26 protein-coding genes and 1 tRNA gene are annotated in these 23753 nt (G+C 61.3%); 15 read left to right on the top strand and 12 right to left on the bottom strand.

The window, feature by feature from the left end; genetic code table 11:
* Positions 1–13: 13 nt before the first annotated feature.
* From argJ to AC1D13_RS17805, 3 genes are read left to right on the top strand one after another with little or no spacing between them, the layout of a single operon-like run.
* Entirely contained in the window at positions 14–1255 is a 1242-nt protein-coding gene (argJ, locus tag AC1D13_RS17815; RefSeq protein ID WP_477690025.1) for a bifunctional glutamate N-acetyltransferase/amino-acid acetyltransferase ArgJ, read from the top strand.
* An 11-nt stretch (positions 1256–1266) separates the two neighbouring features.
* Positions 1267–2232 carry an ATP-binding protein gene (locus AC1D13_RS17810; RefSeq protein ID WP_477690024.1) on the top strand — a complete coding sequence of 322 codons (966 nt, stop codon included), beginning with the start codon at positions 1267–1269 and terminating at the stop codon, positions 2230–2232.
* Entirely contained in the window at positions 2229–2669 is a 441-nt protein-coding gene (locus tag AC1D13_RS17805) for an NUDIX domain-containing protein (protein WP_477690023.1), read from the top strand. Before AC1D13_RS17810 ends, AC1D13_RS17805 begins: the two co-directional genes overlap by 4 nt.
* Positions 2670–3182: 513 nt before the next feature.
* Here the strand turns inward: AC1D13_RS17805 and AC1D13_RS17800 are convergent.
* Together AC1D13_RS17800 and AC1D13_RS17795 are read right to left on the bottom strand one after the other, a co-directional pair.
* Complete coding sequence (locus AC1D13_RS17800; RefSeq protein ID WP_477690022.1) at positions 3183–3857, bottom strand: lytic transglycosylase domain-containing protein; 675 nt, start codon at positions 3855–3857, stop codon at positions 3183–3185.
* A 7-nt stretch (positions 3858–3864) separates the two neighbouring features.
* Positions 3865–5607, bottom strand: a complete 1743-nt coding sequence (locus AC1D13_RS17795; RefSeq protein WP_457279684.1) for a proline--tRNA ligase — start codon at positions 5605–5607, stop codon at positions 3865–3867.
* A 160-nt stretch (positions 5608–5767) separates the two neighbouring features.
* Between AC1D13_RS17795 and AC1D13_RS17790 the strand changes: the two genes are divergently transcribed.
* Both AC1D13_RS17790 and AC1D13_RS17785 read left to right on the top strand, forming a co-directional pair.
* Positions 5768–6472, top strand: coding sequence for an RNA pyrophosphohydrolase (locus AC1D13_RS17790; RefSeq protein ID WP_457279683.1), 705 nt, complete (start codon positions 5768–5770; stop codon positions 6470–6472).
* A complete protein-coding gene (locus AC1D13_RS17785) occupies positions 6469–6978 on the top strand; it encodes a CNP1-like family protein (protein WP_477690021.1) in 510 nt (169 codons plus the stop codon). Before AC1D13_RS17790 ends, AC1D13_RS17785 begins: the two co-directional genes overlap by 4 nt.
* A gap of 32 nt (positions 6979–7010) precedes the next feature.
* Here AC1D13_RS17785 and proB read toward each other — a convergent pair whose 3' ends face one another.
* From proB to rplU, 4 genes are all read right to left on the bottom strand, one after another.
* Positions 7011–8147, bottom strand: a complete 1137-nt coding sequence (proB, locus tag AC1D13_RS17780) for a glutamate 5-kinase (RefSeq protein ID WP_457279681.1) — start codon at positions 8145–8147, stop codon at positions 7011–7013.
* Positions 8148–8253: 106 nt separating this feature from the next.
* Positions 8254–9330 (bottom strand): Obg family GTPase CgtA, encoded by a 1077-nt coding sequence (cgtA, locus tag AC1D13_RS17775; RefSeq protein ID WP_457279680.1) that lies wholly within the window; start codon positions 9328–9330, stop codon positions 8254–8256.
* Positions 9331–9449: 119 nt separating this feature from the next.
* Complete coding sequence (gene rpmA, locus AC1D13_RS17770; RefSeq protein WP_457279679.1) at positions 9450–9707, bottom strand: 50S ribosomal protein L27; 258 nt, start codon at positions 9705–9707, stop codon at positions 9450–9452.
* Between the two features lie 27 nt (positions 9708–9734).
* Positions 9735–10046: a 50S ribosomal protein L21 gene (gene rplU / locus AC1D13_RS17765; RefSeq protein WP_122955355.1), complete on the bottom strand. Its 312-nt coding sequence runs from the start codon at positions 10044–10046 to the stop codon at positions 9735–9737.
* 184 nt (positions 10047–10230) lie between these two features.
* Between rplU and AC1D13_RS17760 the strand changes: the two genes are divergently transcribed.
* The 9 genes from AC1D13_RS17760 to AC1D13_RS17720 all read left to right on the top strand — a co-directional run bounded on the left by AC1D13_RS17760 (position 10231) and on the right by AC1D13_RS17720 (position 17352).
* Positions 10231–11214 (top strand): polyprenyl synthetase family protein, encoded by a 984-nt coding sequence (locus AC1D13_RS17760; RefSeq protein ID WP_457279678.1) that lies wholly within the window; start codon positions 10231–10233, stop codon positions 11212–11214.
* A 12-nt stretch (positions 11215–11226) separates the two neighbouring features.
* Positions 11227–11303, top strand: a tRNA-Pro gene (locus tag AC1D13_RS17755).
* Between the two features lie 135 nt (positions 11304–11438).
* Positions 11439–13172 (top strand): type IV-A pilus assembly ATPase PilB, encoded by a 1734-nt coding sequence (gene pilB, locus AC1D13_RS17750; protein WP_457279677.1) that lies wholly within the window; start codon positions 11439–11441, stop codon positions 13170–13172.
* An 80-nt stretch (positions 13173–13252) separates the two neighbouring features.
* On the top strand, positions 13253–14473 hold the full coding sequence (locus AC1D13_RS17745) for a type II secretion system F family protein (RefSeq protein WP_457279676.1): 1221 nt from the start codon (positions 13253–13255) through the stop codon (positions 14471–14473).
* The gene (locus AC1D13_RS17740) at positions 14473–15324 is read left to right on the top strand and encodes a prepilin peptidase (RefSeq protein ID WP_457279675.1); all 852 of its coding nucleotides are present in this window, start codon (positions 14473–14475) and stop codon (positions 15322–15324) included. Before AC1D13_RS17745 ends, AC1D13_RS17740 begins: the two co-directional genes overlap by 1 nt.
* A 4-nt stretch (positions 15325–15328) precedes the next feature.
* Positions 15329–15940 carry a dephospho-CoA kinase gene (coaE, locus tag AC1D13_RS17735; protein ID WP_457279674.1) on the top strand — a complete coding sequence of 204 codons (612 nt, stop codon included), beginning with the start codon at positions 15329–15331 and terminating at the stop codon, positions 15938–15940.
* 45 nt (positions 15941–15985) lie between these two features.
* Positions 15986–16741, top strand: a complete 756-nt coding sequence (gene zapD, locus AC1D13_RS17730) for a cell division protein ZapD (protein WP_457279673.1) — start codon at positions 15986–15988, stop codon at positions 16739–16741.
* Between the two features lie 61 nt (positions 16742–16802).
* A complete protein-coding gene (locus AC1D13_RS17725) occupies positions 16803–17018 on the top strand; it encodes a DNA gyrase inhibitor YacG (RefSeq protein ID WP_457279672.1) in 216 nt (71 codons plus the stop codon).
* A gap of 61 nt (positions 17019–17079) precedes the next feature.
* On the top strand, positions 17080–17352 hold the full coding sequence (locus tag AC1D13_RS17720) for a hypothetical protein (RefSeq protein ID WP_457279671.1): 273 nt from the start codon (positions 17080–17082) through the stop codon (positions 17350–17352).
* Positions 17353–17397: 45 nt separating this feature from the next.
* Here AC1D13_RS17720 and grxD read toward each other — a convergent pair whose 3' ends face one another.
* The 4 genes from grxD to hemA all read right to left on the bottom strand — a co-directional run bounded on the left by grxD (position 17398) and on the right by hemA (position 21338).
* Positions 17398–17730 (bottom strand): Grx4 family monothiol glutaredoxin, encoded by a 333-nt coding sequence (gene grxD / locus AC1D13_RS17715; protein WP_457279670.1) that lies wholly within the window; start codon positions 17728–17730, stop codon positions 17398–17400.
* 141 nt (positions 17731–17871) lie between these two features.
* On the bottom strand, positions 17872–18729 hold the full coding sequence (gene prmC / locus AC1D13_RS17710; RefSeq protein ID WP_477666070.1) for a peptide chain release factor N(5)-glutamine methyltransferase: 858 nt from the start codon (positions 18727–18729) through the stop codon (positions 17872–17874).
* Between the two features lie 90 nt (positions 18730–18819).
* Positions 18820–19941: a peptide chain release factor 1 gene (gene prfA / locus AC1D13_RS17705; protein ID WP_477666071.1), complete on the bottom strand. Its 1122-nt coding sequence runs from the start codon at positions 19939–19941 to the stop codon at positions 18820–18822.
* A 107-nt stretch (positions 19942–20048) separates the two neighbouring features.
* Positions 20049–21338, bottom strand: a complete 1290-nt coding sequence (gene hemA, locus AC1D13_RS17700) for a glutamyl-tRNA reductase (RefSeq protein WP_457279667.1) — start codon at positions 21336–21338, stop codon at positions 20049–20051.
* Positions 21339–21475: 137 nt separating this feature from the next.
* Between hemA and AC1D13_RS17695 the strand changes: the two genes are divergently transcribed.
* Positions 21476–21766: a hypothetical protein gene (locus AC1D13_RS17695; RefSeq protein ID WP_477690020.1), complete on the top strand. Its 291-nt coding sequence runs from the start codon at positions 21476–21478 to the stop codon at positions 21764–21766.
* Positions 21767–21916: 150 nt separating this feature from the next.
* On the opposite strand, the gene ugpQ is transcribed toward AC1D13_RS17695, so the two are convergent.
* Both ugpQ and AC1D13_RS17685 read right to left on the bottom strand, forming a co-directional pair.
* Positions 21917–22672: a glycerophosphodiester phosphodiesterase gene (gene ugpQ, locus AC1D13_RS17690; RefSeq protein ID WP_457279665.1), complete on the bottom strand. Its 756-nt coding sequence runs from the start codon at positions 22670–22672 to the stop codon at positions 21917–21919.
* Positions 22673–22714: 42 nt separating this feature from the next.
* Entirely contained in the window at positions 22715–23734 is a 1020-nt protein-coding gene (locus tag AC1D13_RS17685; RefSeq protein WP_457279664.1) for a sn-glycerol-3-phosphate import ATP-binding protein UgpC, read from the bottom strand.
* Positions 23735–23753 lie beyond the last annotated feature (19 nt).

Below are 23753 nucleotides of genomic sequence, written 5' to 3'. Positions count from 1 at the left end.
GGAGTCCTGGAACATGCCCGTCAATCTGGTTGCCACGCCCGCCGCGGACCTTTACCCTGTGCCCGGCGTGCGCTGGGGAATCACCGAAGCGGGCATCCGCAAGGCCAATCGCAAAGACCTTTCGGTGCTGCTGCTTGACGAGGGCGCCTCGGTCGGGGCCGTCTTCACGCAAAACCGCTTTTGTGCGGCGCCCGTGCAGATCTGCCGCGAGCACCTGGCTAAAAAGGACGGCAAGACGGCCGGCATACGCGCCATGCTTATCAACACGGGCAATGCCAACGCCGGCACCGGCGACGACGGCCTGAGCCGCGCGCACGCCAGCTGCATCGCACTGGCCCGGCTGCTGGGCATTGCACCTGAGCAGATCCTGCCGTTTTCCACTGGCGTCATCATGGAGCCGCTGCCCAACGACCGCATCGCGGCCGGCCTGCCTGCCGCACTGGAGGCTGCCAAGGCCGACAACTGGGGCAACGCCGCCGAAGCCATCATGACGACGGATACGGTCGCCAAGGCTTTCTCCGCGCGCGTGAAGATTGCAGGCGCCGACGTCACCATCACCGGCATCAGCAAGGGCGCCGGCATGATCCGGCCCAACATGGCCACCATGCTGGGCTTCATGGCCACCGATGCCTGCGTTGCCCAGCCGCTCATGGCGCAGCTGGCCACAGAACTGGCCGAAGGGTCATTCAACCGCGTGACTGTCGACGGCGACACCTCAACCAACGACTCGTTCGTCGTGATGGCCACCAACAAGGCGAAGCACCCGCCCATCACTTCACTCGACAGCGCAGAAGGCAAGGCCCTGCGCGCTGCCATGCTGGACATTGCCCGCAAGCTGGCCCAAGCCATCGTGCGCGACGGCGAAGGCGCCACCAAGTTCATCACCGTCGCCGTCGAAGGCGGCAAGACCGGCGAAGAGTGCCGCAAGGTGGCCTATGCGATCGCGCATTCGCCGCTGGTGAAAACCGCCTTCTTCGCCAGCGACCCCAACCTCGGCCGCATCCTGGCAGCAGTCGGCTACGCCGGTATCGATGACCTGGACCAGACAAAAATCGACCTCTACCTGGACGACGTGCTGGTCGCCAAAAACGGTGGCCGCCATCCTGCTTATGTCGAGGCTGACGGCCAGCGTGTGATGAAGCAAAGCGAGATCACTGTGCGCGTGGTGCTGGGCCGAGGCGATGCAGCCGACACGGTCTGGACCTGCGATCTCTCCTATGACTACGTCAAAATCAACGCGGATTACCGCAGCTAGTCCGGCCGAGCATGAACGAGCAGTTTGAACGCCTGATCACCCGTGTCGAGTCCCTGATGGCACGGATTGAATCCGTGCTGCCGCAACCGCTCACCGCGCCGGACTGGAGCGCTTCGATTGCCTACCGCTACCGCAAGCGCAGCTCCGGCCACGGCTCGCTGGAGCCGGTGCGCCACATTGGCAACATGAGCCTCGGCGACCTCAAGGAAATCGAAGACCAGAAGGAAAAAATCCGGCGCAACACCGAGCAGTTTGTCAGCGGCAAGCCTGCCAACAACGTGCTGCTGACCGGCGCCCGCGGCACCGGCAAGTCTTCGCTGATCAAGGCCTGCCTCAATGAATACTCGGCGCGCGGCTTGCGGCTGATCGAGGTCGACAAGGCCGACCTGACCGACTTGCCGGACATCGTTGACGTGGTGTCCGGGCTGCCCGAAAAATTCATCGTCTTTTGCGACGACCTGAGTTTTGAGGAAGGCGAGCCGGGCTACAAGGCGCTCAAATCCATCCTCGATGGTTCCGTGGCAGCGGCTACGCCCAACGTGCTGATCTACGCGACCAGCAACCGGCGCCACCTGCTGCCTGAGTACATGACGGAAAACCTCACCTATACGCACGGTGACGATGGTGAGGTGCATCCTGGTGAGGTGGTCGAGGAAAAGATTTCGCTGTCCGAGCGTTTTGGCCTGTGGGTCAGTTTTTACCCCTTTACCCAGGACGAATACCTGACCATCGTCGCGCAGTGGCTGTCGTCCTTCGGCGTGGGCCCTGACGCAATTGCGGCCGCGAGGCCCGCATCGCTGGTCTGGGCGCTGGAGCGCGGCTCGCGCAGCGGCCGCGTGGCCTACCAGTTCGCCCGCGACTACGCCGGCCGCGACAGCGCCAGCCGACCTGTGGCGGCTGCGCCCATCGCGGCGTATGAGCGGCCGGGCGCGGCGGCGACGGCCCCATCTGACCAAGCTCCAGACCATTCGACATGAGCGTGCTGGTCGCTGACGGCGAGCGCCCGCGCGAGGGCGGTGTGGACCGCAAGGTGGTCGACGTGGCCGTCGGCGTGCTGATCCGGCCGGATGGCGATTTCCTGCTGACCTCACGCCCGCCCGGCAAGGTCTACGAAGGTTATTGGGAATTCCCCGGCGGCAAGCTCGAAGCCGGTGAAACCGTCGAAGAAGCCTTGCGCCGCGAGCTGCAGGAAGAAATCGGCGTCACCATAGGCGCCGCCCAGCCCTGGAAAGTCGAAATGGTCGACTATCCGCACGCGCTGGTCCGCCTCAATTTCTGCAAGGTCTTCGACTGGACCGGCGAGCTCCACATGCACGAAGGCCAGTCCTTTGCCTGGCAAAACCTGCCGGTCACGGTGCAACCAGTGCTGCCGGGCACGGTGCCCGTGCTGGACTGGTTTGCCGCCGAAAAATAGAACACCCCCGTTCAGGCTCACTGCGTGTAGCCTGCTCCCCCCTTGCAGGGGGCGGCGCCTGCGGCCCGGCAAAGCCAAAAACCAGGTTCACCCCGTCGGACGCTCACTGCGTGTAGCGCCTTCCCCCTTCCAGGGGCGGCGCCTGCGGACTGGCAGAGCCAGATCCGCGGCCCCTGCTGGCAAGGCAGCCGGCCGCTATTAAATTTATAGCTGCTTGCGCTCGCCTGTATTGGGCTAGAGGCACTATTCATGGGTAAAAAGAGGCCCAAAAGCCTTTTTTAGACACCAAAATGCCCTCAAGACCCGGTGTATCGGCTGCCAAACGGCGCCAAAACCCGGTTTTCAGGCATCAAATAGCGCCTCAGCCCAATACAGGCGAGCGCAAGCAGCTATTGAATTGATAGCGCCATGCTTTATCAAGCAGGGGCCGCGGAACTGGCTCTGCCAGGCCGCAGGCGCCGCCCCCTTGAGGGGGGAGCAGGCTACACGCAGTGAGCCTGAACGGGGGTGTACCTAATATTCCCAGGCTTTGCTCGCCCCCATCACGGCATTGGGGTAAGGCGACTTGCCCCGCGATCCGTTGTAACGGCCCAGGCCCATGAAGAGGTCGCCGCGTTCGCGGTCCAGGTAGTGGCGCAGGATCACGCAGCCAAAGCGCAGGTTGGTCTGCATGTGAAAGAGTTTGGAGGGGTCGCCGTCGCCGATCACGCGCGTCCAGAAAGGCATGACCTGCATGTAGCCGCGCGCGCCGACGTTGCTCACGGCGAACTTGCGGAAGTTGCTCTCGACCTGGATCAGGCCCAGCACCAGTGTGGTGTCCAGCCCCGCGCGGCGGCTTTCGTACCAGACGGTCTGCAAAAACTCCTTGCGGATCTGCCACTCGGGTTTCTTCTTTTTCAGCCGCTCGCTCATGGCGCCCAGCCAGCGCAGGTAGGCGAGCCGGCTTTCGGTGTCCTTGAACTCGGGCACGGGCGGCGCCTGGTTGGCAATCGCCGAACTCAGCGCGGTGCGTACCGAGTCGATCAGCGGCTCTTCAACCTGCGCGCCGGCATGCGCCTGCTGCGCCAGCAGCAGCGGGCTGAGGGCGATGGGCAGGGCCTGCAGGCAGCTTCGCCTGGAGAGTCCCTGCGCCTTGGCCGGGGCGGCACCGGATGGGAACAATGGGGTCAATGAGCGCACGGAAACCATTGGAGCGTCAAAGCGCCAGCTTTCCCTTGAGGAAATCAAAGGCGCCGGCAACGTCGATCTTGCTGGAAGCTGCATCGCGCCGGTGCTGGTATTCGAGCTGGCCGTCTTTCAGGCCGCGGTCGCCGATGGTGACGCGGTGCGGCACGCCAATCAGTTCCCAGTCGGCAAACATGGCGCCGGGCCGTTCGCCGCGGTCGTCCAGGATCACGTCCACGCCGGCTGCGAGCAGTTCCGCGTAAAGCTTGTTGGCGGCCGCTTCGACTTCGGGAAAGCGGTCGGGGCTGATGGGGCACAGCACCACGGTGAAGGGCGCAATCGCGTCGGGCCAGATGATGCCGCGCTCGTCGTGGTTTTGTTCGATGGCGGCGGCCGGCAGGCGCGTGATGCCGATGCCGTAGCAACCCATTTCCAGGAATTGGGGCTTGCCGTTTTCACCGAGGAAGGTGGCGTTCATGGCCTGGCTGTATTTGGTGCCGAGGTAGAACACGTGGCCGACCTCGATGCCGCGCTCAATCACCAGCGCACCCTTGCCGTCGGGCGAAGGGTCGCCCGCAACCACGTTGCGGATGTCGGCCACCAGTTCGGGCTCGGGCAGGTCGCGGCCCCAGTTGACGCCGGTGGTGTGGAAGTCCACTTCGTTGGCGCCGCACACCCAGTCGGCCATGGCCGCGACTTCGCGGTCCGCCACCAGCTTGACGGGTTTCTTCAGGTTGAGCGGGCCGAGGTAGCCAGGCTTGCAGCCGAAATGGTCTTCAATTTCCGGCAGGGTGGCAAAGCGAAAGTCCGCCAGGCCCGGCACCTTGCCAACCTTGACCTCGTTCATGTCGTGGTCGCCGCGCAGCAGCAGCAGCCAGACCTGCGTCTTGATGACCTTGCCGGTTTCATCCATCTGGTCGGTGGCCAGTACCAGCGACTTGACGGTGGAAGCGAGCGGGATGCCCAGCAGTTCCGCCACGTCGGCGCAGGTGGCTTTGCCGGGCGTGGCGGTTTTGGTCAGCGCCTGGGAAGCGGCCTTGCGTGCGCCCTGGGGCGCCAGCGCCTCGGCTTTTTCCATGTTGGCGGCGTAGTCGCTGCCGGGGCAATACACGATGGCGTCTTCGCCGGTGGCGGCGATCACCTGGAACTCTTCGCTGAGGTCACCGCCAATGGCGCCGCTGTCCGCCGCGACGGCGCGGTAGGTCAGGCCGAAGCGGTCAAAAATCTTGCGGTAGGCCGCGGCCATGACCTGGTAGCTGGCCTTGGCGCTGGCCTGGTCGCGGTCGAAGCTGTAGGCATCCTTCATGATGAACTCGCGTCCGCGCATCAGGCCGAAGCGCGGCCGGCGCTCGTCGCGGAACTTGGTCTGGATCTGGTACAGGTTTTTGGGCAGCTGCTTGTAGCTCTTGATGTCCTGGCGCATCACATCGGTGACGACTTCCTCGCTGGTCGGCTGGACGACAAAGTCGCGGCCGTGGCGGTCCTTGATGCGCAGCAGCTCGGGGCCCATTTTTTCAAAGCGGCCGGTTTCCTGCCAGAGTTCGGCCGGCTGGATCACCGGCATGGTCATTTCGATCGCGCCGGCGCGATTCATTTCCTCGCGCACGATGGCCTCGACCTTGCGGATCACGCGCAGGCCCATCGGCATGTAGTTGTACACGCCGGCGCCCAGTTTCTTGATCATGCCGGCCCGCATCATGAGCTGGTGGCTGACGACTTCCGCGTCGGCAGGCGCTTCCTTGAGGGTGGAAATAAAGAACTGGGAGGCTTTCATGGGCGGTTTTCGGGGATTCCGGGGTTGGAAAAAAGGATGGAAAAGAGTCGAAAAAGGAACGAAAAGGGAACGGGAAAGGGGTGCTGCAGCCCGCCGTGCGCTTGGCGCTGGGGCCTTCGCTGTGCATAATGGACTCAGTTTAAAAAATTGAGGTTTGATTATGCTTGACCGGGACGGCTTTAGGCCCAACGTCGGCATCATCTTGCTCAACCAGAGAAGTCAGGTATTTTGGGGCAAACGTATCCGTACCCACTCGTGGCAATTTCCGCAGGGTGGCATTGACCGGGGCGAAAATCCCGAGCAGGCCATGTACCGCGAGTTGCATGAAGAAGTGGGGCTGATGCCGCAGCATGTGAATGTGCTGGCCCGAACCCGAGACTGGTTGCGCTATGAGGTGCCTGACCGGTTCATCCGCCGCGATGCGCGCGGACATTACAAAGGCCAGAAACAAATCTGGTTCCTGCTGCAACTGGTTGGCCACGACTGGGACTTGAACCTGCGCGCCACAGACCATCCGGAGTTCGATGCCTGGCGCTGGAACGACTACTGGGTGCCGCTGGACGTGGTGGTCGAGTTCAAGCGTGGCGTGTACGAAATGGCCCTGACCGAGCTGTCGCGGTTCGTTCCGCGCACGGACGCGCGTTTCGAGCAACGCCCCGACCACCGCAACCGTTATTTGCGCGGGGGATTGCATCAGCGTGACCATGCGGGCCAGGCCGGCGAGGGCGGTTTACCGACCGCTGGCGAGCCCTTTCATGCACCAATGACACGGCTGGGAGCGTCTTTCGAACTGCCGCCCGGCGCCACTTTTGAACCCGATCCGCAGACCAGCCTGGATGCGAACAGCCAACCAACCAAACCATGAATCTCAAACCCGCCCTTGTGGCCGCCGCACTTTTGCTGGGCATCAGCTGTACATCGTGGGCCGTCGCCCCGCTGGAAGATCCCGAAGAGTGGAAAGAAGACAGCGTCTCGGCGCCGCCGGCCTTCGACCTCACCAAACTCGTCACGTTTGAGGTGTCGCCCAATTCCCAGCTGGTGTACGGTGTGGACCCTGCGACCATCCAGATTTCGAACAAGGACAGCGTCGTGCGCTACGTGATCGTGGCCTCCAATGCCAGCGGCGCGCGCAATGTGATGTACGAAGGCATACGCTGCAGCACCGGCGAATTCAAGACATACGCCCGTTATTCAGACGGCAAATGGACCAACGTCAGCAAGCCCGAATGGAAGTCGGTGTTCGGCAACATGCCGTCCAAGCATGCCTTTCGTTTGGCCAGGGCCGGCGCCTGCGACAGCGCGGCACCTGTGCAAACAGTGGACCTGATGGTGTCGCGGCTGAAGAACCCGAACTTCAGGACCCGGGAATAAGGCACAGGAAGCAGGGCCGCAGCCGGCAAAGCCTAGCGGGTCAATACCAGGTTGGTGCGGTGAACCATCTCGGGCTCGCCGGTGTAGCCCAGCAGTTTTTCGAACTCTGACGATGCCTTGCGGCAGATCATGCGGGCTTCGGCGCTCGAATAATTGGCCAGGCCGCGCGCGATCTCGGCGCCTCCGGGGTCCCTGATGGCGATGACATCGCCGCGCGAAAACTCCCCCTGAACGGCCGTCATGCCGATGGGCAGCAGGCTTTTGCCCTCATCGCGCACCTTGCCCACGGCGCCTGCGTCCACCGTGACTGAGCCCCGCATTTGCAGGTGATCGGCCATCCATTGTTTGCGTGCCTGCATCTTCTGGGTTTGCGCCACCAGCAGCGTGCCGATGGGCTCGCCTCGGGTCAGCCGGACCAGTGCTTGCGGCTCGCGGCCCCAGGCGATAACTGTCGATGCGCCTGAGCCCGCGGCGCGTTTGGCGGCCAGGATCTTGGTGATCATGCCGCCCTTGCCGATGCTGGAACCTGCGCCTCCCGCCATGGTCTCCAGCGCTGCGTCGCCGGCCTTGGCCTCATGCACAAACTGCGCGGCCGGGTCCTTGCGCGGATCGGCGGTGTAGAGGCCGCGCTGGTCTGTGAGGATGACCAGCGCGTCGGCTTCCACCAGGTTGGCGACCAGTGCGCCCAGCGTGTCGTTGTCGCCAAACTTGATCTCGTCATTGACGACGGTGTCGTTTTCATTGATGACAGGCACCACGCCAAGCTGCAACAGCGCCAGCAGGGTGGAGCGCGCATTGAGGTAGCGTTCGCGGTCTGCCAGATCGGCGTGCGTCAGCAGGACCTGGGCGCTGCCGATGCCGTTTTCGCGCAGCTTGGTTTCATAAACCTGTACCAGACCCATCTGGCCCACGGCGGCGGCGGCCTGCAGCTCATGGATGGCCTTGGGCCGCGTTGCCCAGCCGAGGCGTTTCATGCCCTCGGCAATGGCGCCGCTGCTGACCATGATGACCTCCCGGCCGTCCTTCACGAGGGCTGCCAGCTGCTCGCACCACTGGCCGATGGCCACGGAATCCAGCCCGCGCCCTTCGTTGGTGACCAGGCTGGAGCCCACCTTCACCACGATGCGTTTGGCGTTGCGCAGGACCAAGGAGCCGGTTTGTTCTTGCATTTAAGTGTATTTTAGGGCTCTAGCCCAATCAGGGCGGGCGCAAGCAGCTATCGTTTATATAGCAAATGCCGGCGGCGTTTGCCCGGAAATCAGCGGGGAAAGGCCGTTACGGGGATTCCGGCGGCAGTTCGGCAAATCGCGGATCAACCTCTTCCACCGGCTGCTCGCTTTTCTGGACTTGCTTGACGTGCTGGTAAATGGTTTTGACCAGCTGCTCGCAACCCTCGCGCGTCAAGGCCGAGATTTCGAAGACGGGGCCCTTGAACTTGAAGCGCTTGACGAAATCCTTCACCAGCGCGGCACGTTTGTCCTTGTCCACCATGTCGAGCTTGTTGAGGACGAGCCAGCGTGGTTTGTCGTAAAGGGCTTCGTCGTATTTTTTGAGTTCGCCCACAATTGCCTTGGCTTGCGCCACCGGGTCCACGCCTTCATCGAAAGGCGCCATATCGACAATATGCAACAGCAGGCGGGTGCGCTGCAGATGCCGGAGGAACAGGTGGCCCAGGCCGGCGCCTTCCGAAGCACCCTCGATAAGGCCGGGCAGATCGGCCACCACGAAGCTTTGTTCCGGGCCCACGCGTACCACGCCGAGGTTGGGATGCAGGGTGGTGAAAGGGTAGTCTGCAATGCGCGGGCGCGCGTTCGACACGGCCGAAATGAAGGTGGACTTGCCGGCATTGGGCATGCCCAGCAAGCCGACGTCGGCCAGTACCTTGAGTTCGAGCTTGAGGCTCTTGCGCTCGCCGGGCCAGCCGGGTGTCTTGCTGCGTGGCGCGCGGTTGGTCGAGCTTTTGAAGCGCAGGTTGCCGAAGCCGCCGTCGCCGCCCTTGGCGATCAGCACCTGTTCACCGGGAACCAGCAATTCGTAAAGTACTTCCCCGGTTTCGCCATCGGTCAGGATGGTTCCGACCGGCATCTTCAGGATGATGTCGTCGCCCTTGGCGCCGAACATGTCCGAACCCATGCCATGCTGGCCGTTACGGGCCTCGTGGCGGCGTGAAAACCGGAAGTCCACCAGCGTGTTCAGGTTGATGTCGGCCACCGCGTACACATGACCGCCGCGTCCGCCGTCGCCGCCGTTTGGGCCGCCGAACTCCTTGTACTTTTCGTGGCTGAAGGAGACGCAGCCACTCCCGCCATCGCCTGCGGCAATGTCAATAAAGGCTTCGTCAACAAATTTCATGATGGAGTGCTGCGGTTAAAACAGGGGGCGTCAGGGGCCGGAGATCAAGTTTACAAACAAAAAAGCCCCGACAGGTCGGGGCTTCGTTTCAGTCGAAGTGACTTATCGAAGTGATCAGCTTACGCCGGGGTCACATTCACGGTGTGCTTGTTCAGCGCACCCTTGATGGAAAACGAGACCGAGCCGTCAACCAGCGCGAACAGCGTGTGGTCCTTGCCGATGCCGACATTGACGCCTGGGTGGAACTTGGTGCCGCGCTGGCGCACGATGATGCTGCCTGCGTTAATGACTTCACCGCCAAATTTCTTGACGCCGAGCATTTTGGGCTGTGAATCACGCCCGTTTCGCGTAGAGCCGCCGCCTTTTTTCTGTGCCATTTTTCGTTACTCCTGGTACGTCCCTGTTCAACCGGCGATGGCGCCGATTTGCAGTTCCGTGTAGTTTTGCCGGTGGCCCTGACGCTTTTGGTAGTGCTTGCGACGGCGCATTTTGAAAATGCGAACCTTGTCGTGCCTACCCTGGGAAAGGACAGTGACTGTAACAGTGGCGCCGGACACCAAGGGCGTACCAACCGTGATTGTGCTGCCGGTGCCGACAGCCAATACCTGGTCAATAACGATCTCTTGGCCTACGTCCGCAGCAATCTGTTCTACTTTAATTTTTTCTCCAGTAGCAACCTTGTATTGTTTGCCACCGGTTTTTATGACCGCGTACATGTAAGACCTCTTTATTGAGTTCTGCAGACGGATTTCCGCAGAGCCCAATATTCTAGCATGCCGGGCCAAAATTGGCCAGCCGCCCGTTTTCCGGGCTTTTTCGGGCCGAATGTGGGGACAGGGCCGGGTATGGCGGGCGGGGGTCTTCCTATAATCTGCCCAAACTTACGTCTGGATCCGCCTTTTGTCTGCCAATTCTTCAAGCACCGCCGCAGCCCTCGCCCTGATTGCAGACGACATGCGGGGAATGGACGCCGTCATCGAGCTTCGCCTGAAGTCCGAGGTGCCCCTTGTAAGCCAGGTCTCCCGGTACATCGTTGCGGCCGGCGGCAAGCGGTTGCGGCCGGCTCTGTTGCTTTTGATGTGCGGCGCTTTGGGATACAAAGAGGCTCAGCGCTACAACCTCGCCGCCGTCGTCGAGTTCATCCATACCGCAACGCTTCTGCATGATGATGTGGTGGACGAGTCCACGTTGCGCCGCGGGCGAGCAACCGCCAACGAAGCCTTTGGCAACCCTGCCAGCGTTCTGGTGGGTGATTTTCTGTATTCCCGGGCCTTCCAGATGATGGTCGAAGCTGGCGATATGCGTGTCATGCAAACCCTTGCCGAGGCAACCAACGTGATCGCCGAGGGCGAGGTGCTGCAACTTATGAACATGCACGACGCGACACTGTCGGAGGAGGGCTACCTCCGGGTGATCCGCTCCAAGACGGCCAAGCTGTTCGAAGCCAGCGCCCGCCTGGCGGCCTTGCTGGCCCAGTCGCCGCCAGCCATTGAGCAAAGCTGCGCAGACTACGGCCAGGCACTGGGCACCGCATTCCAGGTGATCGACGACGTGCTGGACTACGACGGGGATGTGTCTGAGATGGGGAAGAACCTGGGCGACGATTTACGCGAAGGCAAGGCGACACTTCCGCTGATCATCGCCATGCAGCGAGGTACCGGGGCTGAGCGTACGACCATCCGGCAGGCAATTGAGACGGGTGGCACGGACCAGATGACACAGATCATCGCCATCGTGCAACAGACCGGAGCGCTGCAGGCCACCCGGGATGCTGCGGCTGTAGAAGCACAGCGCGCGCTGAATGCCTTGCAGGCCCTGCCCCAAAACATTTACAGTAATGCCCTGATGCAGCTGGCCTCCCAATTGCTGGAAAGGCGTTTCTGACGGCTGCCGGATCGGGGTGTAGCTTAGCCTGGTAGAGCGCTACGTTCGGGACGTAGAGGCCGGAGGTTCGAATCCTCTCACCCCGACCAAAAATATCCTGGCCTTGGCCGTATGTGTGCGTTTCTTCGCATACTTCCAACGCCGGGCAGGCCTCTGGCGCGTTTTCGATTTACACCTTGTAATCTATAAGCGATGATACCTATTTAAGCCTATCCAGAGAATCCATGGCCGCTGTCGACACTGCTATTAACCAACCACCATCCATGGCATTGCCAGGTCTGGGTCGGGCCTTGGTGGTTGCGGGGAAGCTGGGTCAAAAGGCTGCTGAAGACATCTTTCGCAAAGCCCAAACGGGGCGCACCAGCTTCATCGCCGAACTGACGGGCTCCGGAGCGGTTTCCGCGTCTGACTTGGCGCACACCATGTCGACCGCCTTCGCGGCGCCTTTGCTTGACCTGGACGCCATAGACATACAGCGCCTGCCCAAGGGACTGCTCGATTCCAAAATCTGTGCAACGTACCGTATCGTTGTTCTGAGCAAACGCAATAACCGGCTGATTGTTGCAACGGCAGATCCATCTGACCAGGAGGCGGCCGAAAAAATCAAGTTTTCCACCCAGATGGGGGTCGACTGGGTCATCGCCGAATACGACAAGCTGTCCAAGCTGTCGGAAGTATCCAACACCAGCGCCTCTGAGGCGATGGAAAGCATCATCGGCGATGACTTTGAGTTTGATGAAACCAGTGTGGATTCTGGCGCAACCGAAGATGAAGCGGGTGTCTCCGAAGTTGAGGACGCTCCGGTTGTCAAATTTCTCCAGAAGATGCTGCTTGATGCTTTCAGCATGCGCGCTTCCGACCTGCATTTCGAGCCGTTTGAGCATACCTACAGGGTGCGCTTCCGGGTGGACGGCGAATTGCGCGAAATCGCGTCACCACCGGTCGCCATCAAGGAAAAGCTCGCCGCGCGCATCAAGGTTATCTCCAAGCTGGATATCTCGGAAAAACGCGTACCGCAAGACGGCAAAATGAAACTCAAGATCGGCCCCGACCGGGTCATCGATTTCCGGGTGAGCACCTTGCCGACCATGTATGGCGAAAAAATCGTTATCCGTATTCTGGATCCGAGCAGCGCCAAGCTGGGCATTGATGCACTGGGGTATGAAACGATTGAAAAAGAGCGCCTGATGGCCGCCATTCAGCGACCCTACGGCATGGTGCTGGTGACGGGGCCCACGGGTTCCGGTAAAACCGTGTCGCTGTACACCTGCCTGAATATTCTGAACAAGCCGGGTGTCAACATTGCCACCGCTGAGGATCCCGCCGAAATCACATTGCCCGGTGTCAACCAAGTCAGCATGAATGACAAGGCCGGCATGACTTTTTCTGTCGCGCTCAAAGCCTTTTTGCGGCAGGATCCGGACATCATCATGGTCGGTGAGATTCGCGATCTTGAAACGGCTGATATCGCCATCAAGGCCGCGCAGACCGGCCACATGGTCATGTCCACGCTGCATACGAACGACGCACCCACCACGTTGACGCGTATGCGCAACATGGGCATTGCTCCTTTTAATATTGCCTCAAGCGTGATCCTGATCACGGCCCAGCGCCTTGCGCGCCGGCTTTGCCCCAACTGCAAGTCTCCTGCTGATATCCCTCGCGAGACATTGCTGGAGGCCGGTTTCAAAGAGGATGACGTCGACGGCTCGTGGACGCCGTATCGGCCTGTGGGTTGCTCCATGTGCACAAATGGTTACAAGGGGCGTGTCGGTATTTATCAGGTGATGCCGATTTCCGAGGAAATCCAGCGTATTGTCCTTCGCGACGGAAGTGCGCTTGAAATCGCTGCGCAGGCTGAACTCGAAGGGGTCCGAAGCCTGCGCCAGTCCGGATTGCAAAAAGTTAAACTCGGAATGACCTCACTGGAAGAGGTTTTGGGTTGCACGAATGTTTAAATTTGCTCACGCAAAGTGCTGATTAATCGGCGTCTGTAGCGAAAGGTGGCTTGGGCCATCGATAAAACGAGAAAACCATCATGGCAACTGCAGCATCTGTCAAAGGCGTCAAGGAATTTGTTTTTGAGTGGGAGGGCAAAGACCGCGGCGGCAAACAGGTTCGGGGCGAAACCCGGGCCGCCGGAGAAAACCAGGTCAAGGCTTCCCTGCGCCGCCAGGGCGTTTTGCCCACCAAGATCAAAAAGCGCAGCATGCGCTCCGGCAAGAAGATCAGGCCGAGGGATATCGCTATCTTTACCCGCCAGCTGGCTACGATGATGAAAGCGGGCGTTCCGCTTTTGCAGTCGTTTGATATTGTGGGTCGCGGCAATCCGAACGCCAGCGTCACCAAGCTTCTCAACGATGTGCGCACTGACGTGGAAACCGGTACCTCCTTGAGCGCGGCTTTTCGCAAATACCCGATGTATTTCAATGCGCTGTACTGCAATCTGGTCGAGGCCGGTGAAGCTGCAGGTATTCTGGAATCCCTGCTGGACCGCCTTGCGGTCTACATGGAGAAAACGGAAGCCATCAAATCGAAAATCAAGTCGGCCCTGATGTATCCCATTTCGGTGGTGATTGTGGCCTTTGTGGTGGTCGCGGTCATCATGATTTTTGTGATCCCGGCTTTCAAGGAAGTGTTTAAATCTTTTGGCGCTGACTTGCCGGCACCAACGCTGTTTGTGATTGCCGTTAGTGAATTCTTCGTAGCCTATTGGTGGCTCATTTTTGGCGGCATCGGTGGTGGCCTTTACTTTTTCTTCCAGGCCTGGAAGCGCAACGAAAAAATGCAGAAGTTCATGGACAGAGCCTTGCTCAAGGTGCCTGTCTTTGGCTCCCTGATTGAAAAATCGTGCATTGCCCGATGGACCCGTACCTTGTCCACCATGTTTGCCGCCGGCGTTCCATTGGTTGAAGCGCTGGATTCCGTCGGTGGAGCGTCTGGTAACTCCCTCTATGCCGATGCCACCGAAAAAATCCAGCAGGAAGTCTCCACGGGCACCAGCCTGACCGCCGCGATGGGCAATGCGAATCTGTTCCCGACCATGGTGTTGCAGATGTGCGCCATTGGTGAGGAATCCGGCTCCGTCGATCACATGCTCGGTAAGGCCGCCGACTTTTATGAGGCGGAAGTCGACGAGATGGTGGCCGGCCTTTCGAGCCTGATGGAGCCCATCATCATTGTGTTTTTGGGTACCCTTATTGGCGGCATCGTGGTATCGATGTACCTGCCCATTTTCAAGCTGGGTCAAGTCGTTTGATGGGTACGGGTATGGGCCCGGCGTTTGATGCGTCGCTGGCCGGCATCCTGGGCCTGCTGATTGGCAGTTTCCTGAATGTTGTGATTTACCGCCTCCCCAAAATGATGGAGCGGCAGTGGGCGCAGGAATGCGCGGAACTGGCTGGGCATGCAGCAGAACCTTCCGACAAGTTCAATCTGCTGGTGCCACGCTCACGGTGCTCCAGTTGCGGCCATGCCATCCGCTGGTACGAGAACATTCCGGTGGTCAGTTATGTGTTCCTGCGAGGCAAGTGTTCGGTATGCGGCTCGCCCTACGGTATGCGCTACCCCGTCGTGGAGGCAGTGACGGGCGCCTTGTTCTTCTTTTGTGTGTGGCGTTGGGGCTGGTCGCTGACTGCGCTGGGCTGGTGCGGCTTTTCGGCCGCACTGCTGGCCCTGGCGATGATCGACTGGGACACCACGCTGCTGCCGGACGATATCACCTTGCCTTTGCTGTGGGCCGGCCTGATCGTTGCCGCCCTGCAGTGGAACCCTTCGGTTAGCCTGCCAACGGCCTTATGGGGTGCCGTCGCTGGCTACCTGTCTCTATGGCTCGTGTACTGGGCCTTCAAACTGGCCACCGGCAAGGAGGGCATGGGCTATGGCGACTTCAAGCTTTTCGCCGCACTCGGTGCCTGGTTCGGCTGGCCTGCGCTGGTTCCCATGATCCTGATGGCTTCGGTGATTGGTGCTGTCATAGGTATTGCGTTGAAGTTCTCCACCGGCTTGCGCGAGGGCGGTTATGTGCCCTTTGGACCTTTCCTGGCCGGTGCGGGTTTCACGGCCATGATTTTTGGGCCGCAATCCATTTTGCGATTTGTGGGCTTGTGATGCCATGTCCCGTGCAGCCCTGCGTATTGGACTGACCGGTGGCATAGGCAGCGGTAAAAGCACGCTTGCCGGTATTCTGGTTGCTCACGGCGCGGCGTTGGTGGATGCTGATGCCATCTCCCGTGCGGTCACGGCAGCCGGTGGGGCGGCTGTGCCGGAAATTGCAGCGCTGTTCGGCGGAGAACTGATCACCCCCGAAGGCGCCATGCACAGGGAACGGATGCGGCAGCTGGTCTTTGACGACCCGTCTGCACGGCGCAGGCTCGAGTCCATCGTGCACCCCTGGGTAAGCCGGGAAACCCTGCATCAATACGAGCAGGCGGTCGCGGGCGGCAGTGCTTGTGTCATTTTTGACGTCCCGTTGCTGGTGGAGTCGGGACGATGGCGACAGCAGCTTGACCAGGTTCTGGTTGTGGATTGCAGCGAGGTGACCCAGATTGACCGCGTGATGACCCGAAACGGCTGGCCACGGGAGGTTGTGGAGAAAATCATGGCTGGCCAGGCAAGCCGCGCGCAGCGCCTGTCTGCGGCTGACATATGCCTCTATAACGATGGCTTGTCTCTGGCGAGCCTGGAAGCCCTGGTCCGACAGCTTGCCAGGCGCTTCGGGCTATGATGCGCAAACAAACCTCCTCATTCAAAGCTGACGAAATCTAGCGCTGTGATCCTTTACGAGTATCCTTTTCACGAACGAATACGCACTTACCTGCGACTTGAGCACCTGTTTCGCCGTCTCGGTGAACTGGTGGAGCGTGAGAGCCCGACGGATCATCATTACGCGATCACGACCATTTTTGAAATCATGGATGTCGGCGCGCGGGCCGACCTGAAGACCGACGTGCTCAAGGACCTTGAGAAGCAAAAACATGTCCTCAACGGCTACCGCGGCAACCCGGCCATTTCCGAAGCCGTTCTGGACGAGGTGACCGGCCAGCTTGAGGGCTGTTTTTCCGCCTTGAACAACCTGCCGGGCAAAGCCGGTCATTCCCTGACGGAAAACGACTGGCTGATGAGCATTCGCAGCCGTGTCGGCATCCCGGGCGGGACCTGTGAGTTTGATTTGCCGGCCTACTATGCATGGCAACACCTGGACACCGAAACACGCCAGCAAGACCTGCAGCGCTGGATCACACCGCTGGTGCCGCTGGCCGAATCCATACGTGTACTGCTAACGCTGTTGCGTGACTCCGGGGCGCCTCAAAAAGTGGTGGCGCCCGGCGGGCAATACCAGCAGACGTTGCCGCAGGGGCGTACCTTCCAGCTGTTGCGCCTGCGGATAGACCCGGCTCTGGGGCTGATTCCCGAAATCAGCGGTAACCGGCTGATTGTGTCGGTGCGCCTCATGCGTCACGGCAGTGACGACCGGCTGCACGCCAGCACCGAAGATTCTGCGTTTGAGCTGACGCTTTGCTCCTGATTTCAGGACTTGCAGCCTCCCCGCCATCACACCCGATTGATCCCCAGACCTGTCTACAAACATGCCTGCGATGAAGAACGATTCCCCGCCCCTCAAACGGGTCGTATGCCCGGGCTGCGGCGGTGAAAGCATTTACGCACCCAGCAACCCTTTTCGCCCATTTTGCAGCGAGCGTTGCAAGAACATAGACTTGGGCGCCTGGGCCAGCGAAGGGTTCCGCCTGCCGGCGGATGTGCCACCTGATGATGAACAATTTGGCGACCCCAAGCTGCAATAAAGCTTGAGGCGAAACGCGGTGTCACCTGCGTTTGCGAAAGAATAAAAAGGGAGGAAAAAGTATGAACAGGAATTTTTGCAATGCGCTGGCTGCCGTCTTGGCCATGGCGCTGCTGGGCGGTAATGTGCAGGCTCAATCGGCCCAGGATGGGGTAAAGCCCGCCAAGGCCAAAAAAACCAAGAAGACCGCCGCTCAATCCGGTGCGGTAAATTCAGGCGGCAAAGTCAAATTCATCTCAGGGTCCGGCGAGACACCCGGCCAGCGCGATGCCCGGCTCAAACGCGAATGCAAGGGCGCGGTAGATGCAGGCGCCTGCGCGGGCTACACGCGCTGATCCATCGATGGCGCCGGTGCAAAGCCGGCACAACGCCTGCAACGCTCAGTTGGTGGTGGGGGTTCCCAGCACCTGTTGCAGCTCGCCGTTCTGGTACATCTCCATCATGATGTCCGAGCCGCCGATGAACTCGCCTTTCACGTAGAGCTGTGGAATGGTCGGCCAGTTGCTGAACTCCTTGATGCCGTGGCGGATTTCCTCGTCTTCCAGCACGTTCACGGTGGCGGGCTTGTTCACGCCGCAGGCCTTCAGCACCTGGATGGCACGGCCGGAAAAACCGCACATCGGGAATTGGGCCGTGCCTTTCATGAAAAGGACCACATCGCTCGATTTGACGATTTCGGCGATGCGTTGCTGGGTAGGGTCTGTCGTGCTCATGGTGAATCCTTTTGGGGTGTGGGCCGAAGCGCCTGTACCGGGCCGAAAAACGCGTTTCGGCGAGGCTGTTTCAAATACATGGAATCTGGAAACCAGAATTCAACCTCCCGATTATCCTGCCGTTTGATTTCCCGTGTGGATTCATCGTTCGCCCGGCCACAGCCCGCCAGAACAGCGTTCGATGCCCGCCAGGTCGCGCCGGCTCTGAACCTGTACAAAGCCCTCTTGCGCCAGCAGTGACCGCACGGCTTCTGCCTGGTCGTAGCCATGCTCCAGCAACAGCCAGCCGCCTGGCAGCAGGCTGGCGGGCGCCTTCCGGGTGATCTCCCGGATGTCCTCCAGCCCGTCCGGGCCGGCAGTCAGGGCGGCCAGGGGCTCGTGAATCAGGGCAGCCAGATGTGGGTCAGCGCTGGCAATGTAAGGCGGATTGCTGGCGATCAGGTGAAAGTGTCCGCTAACTTCCTGCAGCCAGTGACTTTGAATGAAATCGATCTCCAGGTTCAGGCGGGTCGCATTATCCCGGGCGACATCCAGCGAGTCCGCACTCGCATCCACCGCCGTCACGCGGCCCTGTCGGCCCGTCTTGGGCAGGCTGTGGGCAATGGCCAGGGCAATGGCCCCGCTGCCCGTGCCAAGGTCCAGAATTCGCGGGTCGGCCGGTGCGCCGGGCACCTGCAGCAGCTCAAGCGCCCAGCTCACCAGCGTTTCGGTGTCGGGGCGCGGTACCAGCACACGGGCATCCACCTGAAGCGTCAGGCCGAAAAACTCCTTGCTGCCCACGATGTAAGCCAGCGGTTCTCCGCTGGCGCGGCGCAGGCACAGCGCCTGGAAACGCTGCGCGGCATCTTCTGCCAGCTCGTCCGTATCGTGGGCCAGCAGCCAGGCGCGGGCATGCTCCGGTTTGCCCAGCGCATGCAACAACAACAACTGGGCATCCAGGCGGTCCAGCCCCAATGCCTGGGCGGCAGCCAGGGCTTGCGCGCAGGTAAGCCCGCTCAACTGAACCCCCTTGAAGTGCTATGAAAATAGTAGCTGCTTGCGCACATCCTGATTGGGCTGGAGGCCTTTTTGTTGCTCAACTGCTGATGTTCAGGCGCCATTGTTGGCGGTCTCAAGCTCCGCCAGCAGCTCGGCGCCGCGCGCCACCTGCAGGGCCGTGACCACATCGCCCAGGTCGCCTTCCATGATGGCCAGAAGCTTGTACAGCGTCAGGTTGATGCGGTGGTCGGTCAACCGCCCCTGCGGGAAGTTGTAGGTGCGGATGCGGTCGCTGCGGTCGCCTGTGCCCACCAGCCCCTTGCGCAGGGCGGCATCTTTGGCGGCGCGCTCGGAGCGGTCTTTTTCGTGGATGCGTGCGGTGAGTACCTTGAGCGCCTGGGCCTTGTTGCTGTGCTGGCTCCGGCCTTCCTGGCATTCCGCCACGATGCCGGTCGGAATGTGCGTGATGCGCACGGCCGAATCCGTCTTGTTGATGTGCTGGCCGCCGGCACCACTGGCGCGGTACGTGTCAATACGCAGGTCGGCCGGGTTGATCTGGATGGCTACGGCTTCGTCCGGCTCCGGCATCACGGCCACCGTGCAGGCGCTGGTGTGGATGCGACCTTGCGTTTCGGTGGCGGGCACGCGCTGTACGCGGTGGCCGCCTGACTCAAATCGCAGCTTGCCGTACACACCGACGCCCAGGGCGTCCGTGGCGCCGTCAATGCGCAGCACGACCTCCTTGTAGCCGCCCAGTTCGCTGGAGGATTCACTGATGATTTCCACCTGCCAGCGGTTGCGTTCGGCAAAGCGGGTGTACATCCGGAACAGGTCACCGGCGAACAGCGCTGATTCATCACCGCCGGTGCCGGCACGGATTTCGATGAAAGCCGCGCGCGCGTCGTCCGGGTCCTTCGGAATCAACATCAGCTGCAGGGCCTCGTCGATCTTCGCGATATCGGCTTTGGCGGCGGCGATTTCTTCCTCCGCCATCGCAGCCATTTCCGGGTCATCTTTGGCTTCAGTCAGCATGCCTTCAGCACTGCCGAGGTCGGCCTCGCGACTGGTGAGCCGCAAGTACTGGTCGGCGATCACGCTGGCTTCGGCGTGCTCCCGGGTCAGCGAACGGAAGCGGTCCAGGTCGCTGACCACGTCGCTGGCAGACAGCAGCGCGTCCAGCTCGTGCAGCCGCAGCAGCTGGCGGTCCAGGGTTTGGCGAAGAAAAGGTTTCATGGGAATGGAGGACTGGAAAAAGGGGGCCGGAAGGCCGTCAACAACGACGCTCCGTCAGCGGAGCAACCGGCTGTGGCCGGCACAGGAAGTCAGTGCCTTGGCGGCCGCTAACGCTCTTTGTCGTCGGACTGGATTTTGGGCAGCTGGCCGCGCAAAAACAGCCTGGATACGGTCTGTGCCGTGGCTTCGCGGCTGTTGGCGTCGCCCGCATGCAGCTCGGCCAGCGCGCCGTGCAGCATTTTCTGGGTGAGGCCGCGGGTCAGCGCGTCCAGCACCGTGTCGATGGGCTCGCCCCGGGCCAGCAGCTTTTTGGCCCGCACGATTTCGGCAGCGCGCCACTCGTCGGTCTGCGCATTGAGCTGCTGGATCAGCGGCACGCTGCGGCGCTGGCCCAGCCAGTGCATGAAGTTCTGCACGCCCGCGTCGATGATGACCTCGGCTTGCGCCACGGCGGCCTTGCGGCTGTCCTTGCCGGTCTGCACCACGTGGGCCAGGTCGTCCACCGTGTAGAGGTAGATGTCGGGCAGGGCCTTGACTTCGGGTTCGATGTCGCGCGGCACGGCCAGGTCGACCATGAACATCGGGCGATGTTTGCGCAGCTTGACGGCGCGCTCGACCGCGCCCAGGCCGATGATGGGGAGCGTACTGGCGGTGCAGCTGATCACGGCGTCGAACTCATGCAGGCGGCTGGGCAAATCGGCCAGGCGCATCACTTCGGCGCCGAAGCGGCCGGCCAGCTTCTCGCCGCGCTCCAGCGTGCGGTTGGCGATGGCCATGGCTTTGGGGTTTTTGGCGGCGAAGTGGGTAGCCGCGAGGTCAATCATCTCGCCGGCGCCGACAAACAGCACCTTGATGTCGCCGAGGTCTTCAAACAGCTGGCCGGCCAGCCGCACGCTGGCCGCCGCCATGCTGATGCTGTGCGCGCCGATTTCGGTGCTGCTGCGCACTTCCTTGGCCACGGCAAAGGAGCGCTGGAACAGCTGGTGCAAGGTGGTGCCCATGGCGCCCGCGTCTTCGGCGGCGCGCACGGCGTCCTTCATCTGGCCCAAAATCTGGGGCTCGCCCAGCACCATGGAATCGAGCCCGCTGGCCACGCGAAAAGCATGACGGGCCGCTGCATCGTCGTGCAGGGTATAGGCATGTGAGCGCAGCAAGGCGGGCGAGACGCCGCCACTGTGCGCCAGCCAGTCCAGCGTGTGGTCCAGGTCGTTCTTTTCGCCAGCGCAGTAAATCTCAGTGCGATTGCAGGTAGAGAGCAGCGTGGCCTCGGGCTGGCGGGCCAGCGACTCGCGCAAACCGCGCAAAGTGGGCTCGACCTGGTCCAGGGCGTAGGCGAACCGGCCGCGCAAATCGAGCGGTGCGGTGTTGTGGTTTAGCCCAAGGGCCCAGACTGACATCCTCCGATTATAAAATTGAAGCGGTCAGGACGGTACAAAGGCCGGACAATCGCCCTGATAGTCCTTTTTTTGGCCGTTTTGAAGCTTGTTTTGGATTTGCTCTGAAGCCAGGCGAGTTTTTAACTATCCCTACGCGCATGACCTTTTACCTGCTGGCGAACCACCTGCTCAATCTTGTCCTGCCGGCCGCCGCGGTGGCCCTGCTGCTGGTGCTGGCAACTCGGCTTATGGGTGGATTATTTAGATCAAAAATGCCTTTAGCCCAGACCTGGTATGCGCAAGCAGCTATTGTTTTTGTAGCAAACGTGGTGGTGCTGGTGGCCGGGCTTGTGTTCTTCGGCCATGACGGGAAGATGCTGACGTATGCCGCCATGGTGGTCGGCGCGGCCGTCTGCCAGTGGGTTTTGCTGGGCGCCTGGCGGGCCTGAAGGGGTTCTATAAATCCAATTGCCGGGCGCATGGCTGCGTTGCGCGGTGCTCGGAATCCTCATGCACCCAAGTGCATTCCGGTGTCCTGCGCTCCGTGCGCCTTGCCCTGCACCCGGTAATTGAATTTCTAAAGTCCCTTCGAATAGCGACTACAAATCGGGCTTGAAGACGTTCACTGCGTCGGTGATGATGCCGTCGGTGCCCAGGGCCAGCAGCCGCTGCACGTTCGCTTCGTCATTCACCGTATAGCTCAGCAACTTGAAGCCGGCTTTTTTGGCCTGGGCCACCGTATCGGCGTTCCAGAGTTTGTGGTTGCAGACGATGGCCACGCAGCCCAGCTGAGCCGCTGTTTCCAGCCAGTTGGCGGGGAGTTGGTCGAGCAGCAGGCCGCGTGGCAACTGGGGCTGGGCATTTCGAGCCGCCTCCAGCGACAGCGGCTGGAAGGACGTCAGCAGTGGGGGAATGGCTTGGCCCTGCCACAGCCGGGCCGCTTCGTTGGCCACCACGGTGCCGGTGTGACTCTCGATGCCCGGTGTGGGCTTGATCTCGATATTGAGGAAGTAGCCCTTGTCCAGGCAAAAGCGGGCGATGCGCTCAAAGCTGGCGAGGCCCTCCGCGGCAAACGCCGGGGAATGCCAGCCGCCGGCGTCAAGCTTGGCCAGCGCCTCCCAACTTAACTCGCCAGCCACACCTTTGCCGTTGCTGGTGCGCTCCAGCGTGGCGTCGTGCAGCAAAAAGGGAACGCCGTCGGCGCTCAGTTTCACGTCGCACTCAAACATGCGGTAGCCATGGCTGGCGCCCAACATGAAGGAGGCCAAGGTGTTTTCCGGCGCCAGCTTGCCGGCGCCGCGATGCGCTACCCAGCGCGGGTAGGGCCAGTTGGCAGCTGATACGGGGTTTGTCATGGGTGTGCTCAGGACCTGTGGAGACGAGACGAAAGCCGGAAATTAGATCCGTTTGCCCGTTTCCGAGTCAAACCAGTGCAGGCGATCTGCGCGCGGCGTAACGTGGATGGTCGCACCGATCTCGGGTGCCGTTGACAGGCTTTCGTCGGTGCGCACGATGATGGCTTCGCTGCCCATGCGGCAGTACAACAGGCGCTCGGCGCCCAGCATTTCGATCGTGTCGACCTGCACTGCCCAGCCGGTGGGACCCACCGTCAGGTGCTCGGGGCGTATGCCCAGAATGGCGCCGGGCTTGCCGCCGAAGTCGGCATTCGGGGCCTGCTTGAGCAAATTCATGGGAGGCGAGCCCATGAAGCTGGCCACAAAGGTGGTGGCGGGCCGGTTGTAAACCTCTTCGGGCGTACCGAACTGTTCCATGCGGCCGGCGTTCATCACCATCATGCGCTGGGCCAGCGTCATGGCTTCGACCTGATCATGCGTGACGAAGAGGGATGTGATGCCGAGTTCGCGGTGCAGCTTCTGAATTTCAAGACGCGTCTGCACGCGCAGTTTGGCGTCCAGGTTGGATAGCGGCTCGTCAAACAAAAACACCTGCGGCTGGCGCACGATGGCGCGGCCCATGGCCACGCGCTGGCGCTGTCCGCCCGAGAGCGCGCGGGGCTTGCGGTCCAGCAGGTGGCCCAGCTCCAGGATTTTGGCGGCCTTGTCGACGCGCGTCTTGATCTCATCCTTGGGCACCTTGGCGATCTTCAGGCCGTAAGCCATGTTGTCGAATACGCTCATGTGCGGGTAGAGCGCGTAGTTCTGGAACACCATCGCGATGTCACGCTCGGAAGGTTCCAGCTCGTTGACGACCTTGCCGCCAATGGAGATCTGCCCGTCGCTGACTTCCTCCAGCCCGGCCACCATGCGCAGCAGGGTGGACTTGCCGCAACCCGAGGGCCCGACGATGACGATGAACTCGTGGTCGTTGATCTCGGCGTTCACGCCGTGCAGCACTTGCAGTGCGTCCTTGCCGGAACCGTAGCGCTTGATGACGTTATTGAATGAAAGGGATGCCATGTCTGTATTTCCGTTGTGT

This window comes from Polaromonas sp. P1_E12 (genome assembly GCF_056405975.1).
The sequence above is the reverse complement of the archived record's forward strand: the minus strand, read 5'-3'. Positions and strand labels throughout refer to the sequence as shown.